The organism is Polaromonas sp. P1_E3 (assembly GCF_056405935.1).
This window is the reverse complement of sequence record NZ_JBFUBD010000208.1, coordinates 1-4,906: the sequence shown is the minus strand read 5'-3', so window position 1 is coordinate 4,906 and position 4,906 is coordinate 1. Positions and strand designations below refer to the sequence as shown.

The window sequence follows — 4,906 nt, the reverse complement described above, 5'->3', positions numbered from 1 at the left end:
GGTTCCTGCAGGGCCTCAGCCCTCGCGCCGGCATCGCCATCATGCGGGCCGCCAGGGCCCAGGCCTTCCTCGGTAAACGGGACTACGTGGCGCCGGATGATATTGCCGCCGTACTGCCGCAAACCGCCGCGCACCGGCTCATCCCGGTCAGCGACGCCGGGCGCGGCTCTGCGGAGCAGGTGCGCGCCATGCTCGACGCCGTTCCCYTTCCCTAACGGCGGGGCACGCCCGAAAAGCGCATGGCCATGACGGCATCCTTTCCCAACCCCCTGGCATTCATCCGGGGGCGCTTCCAGAAGTGGTGGCAAAGCAAGCTGCCTTTCACCGACAGCGTGACGCTGACCCAGCGCAATGTGTACATCCTGCCTACACGTCCGGGCTTGATGCTGGGCGTGACACTGCTGGTGCTGCTGGTGGCGTCCATCAACTACCAGCTCAACCTGGGTTACCTGCTGACCTTTTTGCTGGCCGGCAGTGCCTTGGTCGGTATGCACGTCTGCCACGGCACGCTGCGCGGTCTTGCTATGAATTTGGTAGCACCTCCCGCGCATTACGCGGGCGCTACCGCCGCATTTGACGTAAAACTCATGAACGCCAGGGGCACCACGCGTCACGGCATCGGGCTCAGCGTGCTGAATCCGCATGATGTTGACGCCCAAAAAACCCCAAAAAAAGGCAACGAACAGCACTGGGTATGGACCGATGTGCCGGCGCAGGGCAGCAGCGTGGTGCAGGTGGCCTTTACGCCGCACAGCCGCGGCCTGCACCGGCTGCCGGCGCTGACCGCTGAAACCCGTTACCCCCTGGGCACCTTTCGCGTCTGGACGGTATGGCGCCCGGCTGCCCAGATCCTGGTCTATCCGCAGCCCGAAGCCCACCCGCCACCGCTGCCGCCCGGCGAACCCCGCTCCGGCGGCGCAGCGGCCGCCTTGCGGGCCCAGAGCACGGGTGAATTCGATGGCGTACGCGGCTACCGGCGCGGCGATCCCATGAAGCTCGTGGTCTGGAAGAAAGCCGCCAAGGCCGATGAGCAAGGCAATGGCCTGGTCGTGCGCGACACACAGCAAGCCCAGCGGCATGAACTCTGGCTGGACTTCATGAATGCGGGCTCTGCGGGTGTTGAACAGAAACTTTCACGACTCTGTGCCTGGGTACTGATGGCCGACAAGCTTGCGCTGGACTATGGTTTGAGGTTGCCTTCGCTGGAGATCAAGCCTGCCAGTGGGGAGGCGCATAAACGGCTTTGCCTGGAGGCGTTGGCGGTATGTTGAGGGTTTCTGGTTTTGTCCGACGGGTGAACGTTTTGCCTGGTTCTGCTGGCCGGGGGTTGCCCGGCTGCAACTCACTTTCTTTTGCTTCGCCAAAAGAAAGTAAGCAAAGAAAAGGCGACCCTGGTTCCTGCGTCCCCTGCGCTTCGCTGCGGGGCAACCTGTGGTGCTCGGTCCAGACGGGGTCAAAAACAACTCGCTTCGCTCAAACAAGTTTTTGCCCTGATCCGTCTGGCCCTGCGCTCCTCGGCGCATACACAAGGGGCAATCGGGATCGGGGACCAATACCAACAAGTACTCGCCATGGCGAGTACTTGTTTCTTCAGGTATTCGGGTTCTTGTATTCGGTTGTTGGTATTTCTTTTCCCCACCCCTTGTGGATGCGCCGAGGAGCGCAGGCTCAGGCGGATCAGGGATCGCGATTGTCTGAGCCGAAGGCGAGTTCGAGCGAGACCCCGCCTGAGCCGAGCACCGCAGGTTGCCCCSKAGCGMAGCGCAGGGGTCGCAGGAACCAGGGTCGCCTTTTCTTTGGTGACTTTCTTTTGGCGAAGCAAAAGAAAGTTACTTGCCGCCGGCAACCCCGGCCCCGGAATTCAATCCACCTCAGCGCCCTTACAACAACGAGGCCTCGACAGGCTCAGCCCGAACGGGGAGGGGAACCCCCATGCTGACCCGCCTCAAAACCCTACCCCGCGAGGCCCGCGACACCCTGTTCCTGCTGCTGGTCATCGCCTGGGTGTTGCTGCCGCAGGTGGGCAACCTGCCGCTGTGGTGCAGCGCACTCGCCAGTGCCGTGCTGGTGTGGCGCGGCTGGCTGGCTGTGCAGGCGCGTCCGCTGCCGGGCAAATGGTGGCTGCTGGCACTTCTGGCCCTCACCATTGGCGCCACGCTGATGACGCACCGCACCCTGCTGGGCCGTGATGCGGGCGTGACATTGCTGGTCGTGCTGCTGACACTGAAAACCCTGGAGCTGCGGGCCCGGCGCGATGCCTTTGTGGTGTTCTTTCTCGGCTTCTTCTGCATGCTGAGCAATTTCTTTTATTCCCAGTCGCTGCTCACTGCCTTCAGCATGCTGCTGGGGCTGATGGGTCTGCTGACCGTGCTGGTCAATGCCCATTTACCGGTTGGTAAACCGCCGCTGCTGCAAACCGCCAGAACAGCCGGCTGGATGGCCTTGCTGGGGGCACCCATCATGCTGGTGCTGTTTTTACTGTTTCCGCGACTGGCGCCTTTGTGGGGAGTGCCGAATGACGCCATGACTGGCCGCAGCGGCCTGAGCTCCAGCATGCAGGTGGGCAATATCGCCACCCTGGCACTGGACGACAGCGTGGCCATGCGCATCCGCTTTGAAGGCGGCAAAGCACCTCCCCAGCAGGACCTGTACTTTCGCGGACCTGTGCTTTCAAACTTCGACGGACGCAACTGGCAGCCCCTGCGCCCCTTTCTGCCATCGCGCTATGCGCTTCCCGCCAATCTGCAGGTGGCCGGTGCCCCGGTCAGCTACGAGGTCACCCTGGCGCCCAACAACCGCCCCTGGATCTTCGTCATGGAAGCGGCGCCGGACAGCCCAAGCCTGCCGGGTTACCAAAGCGCCATGGACGCCGACCTCCAGTGGTTCACCAACCGTCCGATTACCGACCTGGTGCGCTACAAGGCCCAGAGCTACCCGATCTTCAGGCACGGGCCGCGCCAGCAGGTGATCGGGTTGCAGGAGTTTGTGGCGCTACCGCCCGGCTTCAATCCCCGCACGCTGGCGCTGGCAGCCGAGATTCGCCAGGACCCGCGTTATGCAGTGGCCACTGCCCGCATGCTGGTGCAGGTCGCGCTGGAACGCCTGCGCACCGGTGGCTACGTTTACACGCTGGAGCCGGGCGTGTACGGCCAGCACACTGCCGACGAGTTCTGGTTTGACCGCAAGGAAGGTTTTTGCGAGCACATCGCGTCGGCCTTTGTCGTGCTGATGCGGGCCCTCGACATTCCGGCGCGCATCGTGACCGGCTACCAGGGTGGCGAGCCCAACAGCGTTGACGGCTACTGGGTGGTGCGGCAAAGCGATGCACACGCCTGGGCCGAAGTGTGGCAGGCCGGCGAAGGCTGGGTGCGTGTGGACCCGACCTCGGCCGTGGCGCCGGGGCGAACCGGGGCTTTCCAGCGCCTGGCCGCGCCGCAAGGCGTGGTGGCGCAGGCCCTGGGCAATTTAAGCCCAACCCTGACTGCGCAGTTGCGCGCCACCTGGGAGGCTATCAACAACAGCTGGAACCAGTGGGTGCTGAACTACACGCAAGGCAAACAGCTCAACCTGCTGAAAGACATCGGCTTTGAGTCTCCCAGCTGGGAAGACCTGAGCTACGTGCTGATCGGTATCGTCGTGCTGGCAGCGCTCGCCGGCGCCGCCTGGACGCTGTGGGACCGTGCCCAGCACGACCCCTGGCTGCGCCTGCTGGCCCGCGTACGCAAACGGCTGGAAAAGGCCGGCATCCACAGCACCCCCGCCACCTCGCCCCGGCAGCTGGCGCTGGAGGTGCTGAGCCGCCACGGGGCACAAGGCCAGGCCCTGCATGACTGGTTGATGCGCCTCGAACACCTGCGCTACGCCGCCGTGCCGGCAAACAGCGCAAAGACAGCGCAGGAACTTCACACGCTCAGGCAGGCGTTCAACCGGCTCGCCTGGCCCGCTTAAAATCGGACCAGCCCTMCCCGCTCACTCCCCGTCATTCGATCACTCTCCTTCATGCGCCTTCAACGTCTCGGATTTGCTCTCCTTTTGATAGCTGCTTGCGCCGGATCAGCCTGGTCTGGCGAGGTAATCACTATCAAAAAGCGCGTGGCCGCGAAAGCAGCACCGGCTCAAGGGCCGCTGTATTCGACCCGCCCCGAAGCCATGCAGTTTGCCGACGACATAGCAGCACGCCGGGATCTCGACCCTGACTGGGTGCGCGATGCGATCGGCCAGTCGCGCTACAACGCCACCGTGGTGCGGCTGATGCAGCCGCCGGCCAAGACTTTCGTCAAAAACTGGCGCGTCTACCGCAGCCGCTTCATCGACCCGGTGCGCATCGAGGCGGGTAAACGATTCTGGCTGGAGAACCAGCAGACGCTGGAGCGCGCTGAAAAGGAATACGGTGTGCCCGCCGAAATCATCGTCGGCATCATCGGTGTGGAAACCATCTACGGCCGCGACACCGGCAGTTTTCGGGTGATGGACGCACTGACCACGCTGGCCTTCGATTTCCCTGCCAACCACCCGCGCGCCAAAGAACGCAGCGAATTCTTCAAGGGCGAAATCGAACAATTCCTGACCCTGCAACACCGGCTTGAGGCCAGCCCCTTCGACGCACGCGGCAGCTTCGCCGGCGCCATGGGCATGCCGCAGTTCATGCCTTCCAGCCGGGTCAAATACGCGGTGGACTTTGACGGCGACGGCAACATTGACCTGTCGGGCAGCCCGGCCGACGTGATCGGCTCGGTCGCCAGCTACTTCAAGGCCTTCAACTGGCAGCCCGGCATGCCCACACATTACCCCGTGAGCTTCGACAAAAGCCGGCTCGACATGGACGCCCTGATGGCGCCAGACATTTTGCCCACGTTCAGCGTTGAAAGCTTCACAGCCAAAGGCGCGGTATTAAACGGCCCCGCCY

Annotated in this window: 3 protein-coding genes and 1 pseudogene; all 4 read left to right on the top strand. The window is 63.6% G+C overall.

All coding sequences use genetic code 11. The features are described 5' to 3' along the window. Window positions 1-215: pseudogene (locus AC1D0Z_RS15995) on the top strand (AAA family ATPase); the annotation flags it as partial. A 30-nt stretch (window positions 216-245) separates the two neighbouring features. After that, window positions 246-1,271, top strand: coding sequence for a DUF58 domain-containing protein (locus AC1D0Z_RS15990; protein ID WP_477659209.1), 1,026 nt, complete (start codon window positions 246-248; stop codon window positions 1,269-1,271). Between the two features lie 661 nt (window positions 1,272-1,932). Beyond that, window positions 1,933-3,948 (top strand): transglutaminase TgpA family protein, encoded by a 2,016-nt coding sequence (locus AC1D0Z_RS15985; RefSeq protein ID WP_477659208.1) that lies wholly within the window; start codon window positions 1,933-1,935, stop codon window positions 3,946-3,948. Window positions 3,949-3,999: 51 nt separating this feature from the next. Continuing rightward, window positions 4,000-4,906, top strand: a 907-nt coding sequence (locus AC1D0Z_RS15980; RefSeq protein ID WP_477659207.1) for a lytic murein transglycosylase, incomplete at its 3' end; no start/stop codon positions are given.

Excerpts from the sequence above, each read along its gene's own strand:
- AC1D0Z_RS15990 (WP_477659209.1), top strand. The coding sequence starts at position 246 with ATGACGGCATCCTTTCCCAACCCCCTGGCATTCATCCGGGGGCGCTTC.
- AC1D0Z_RS15985 (WP_477659208.1), top strand. The coding sequence starts at position 1,933 with ATGCTGACCCGCCTCAAAACCCTACCCCGCGAGGCCCGCGACACCCTG.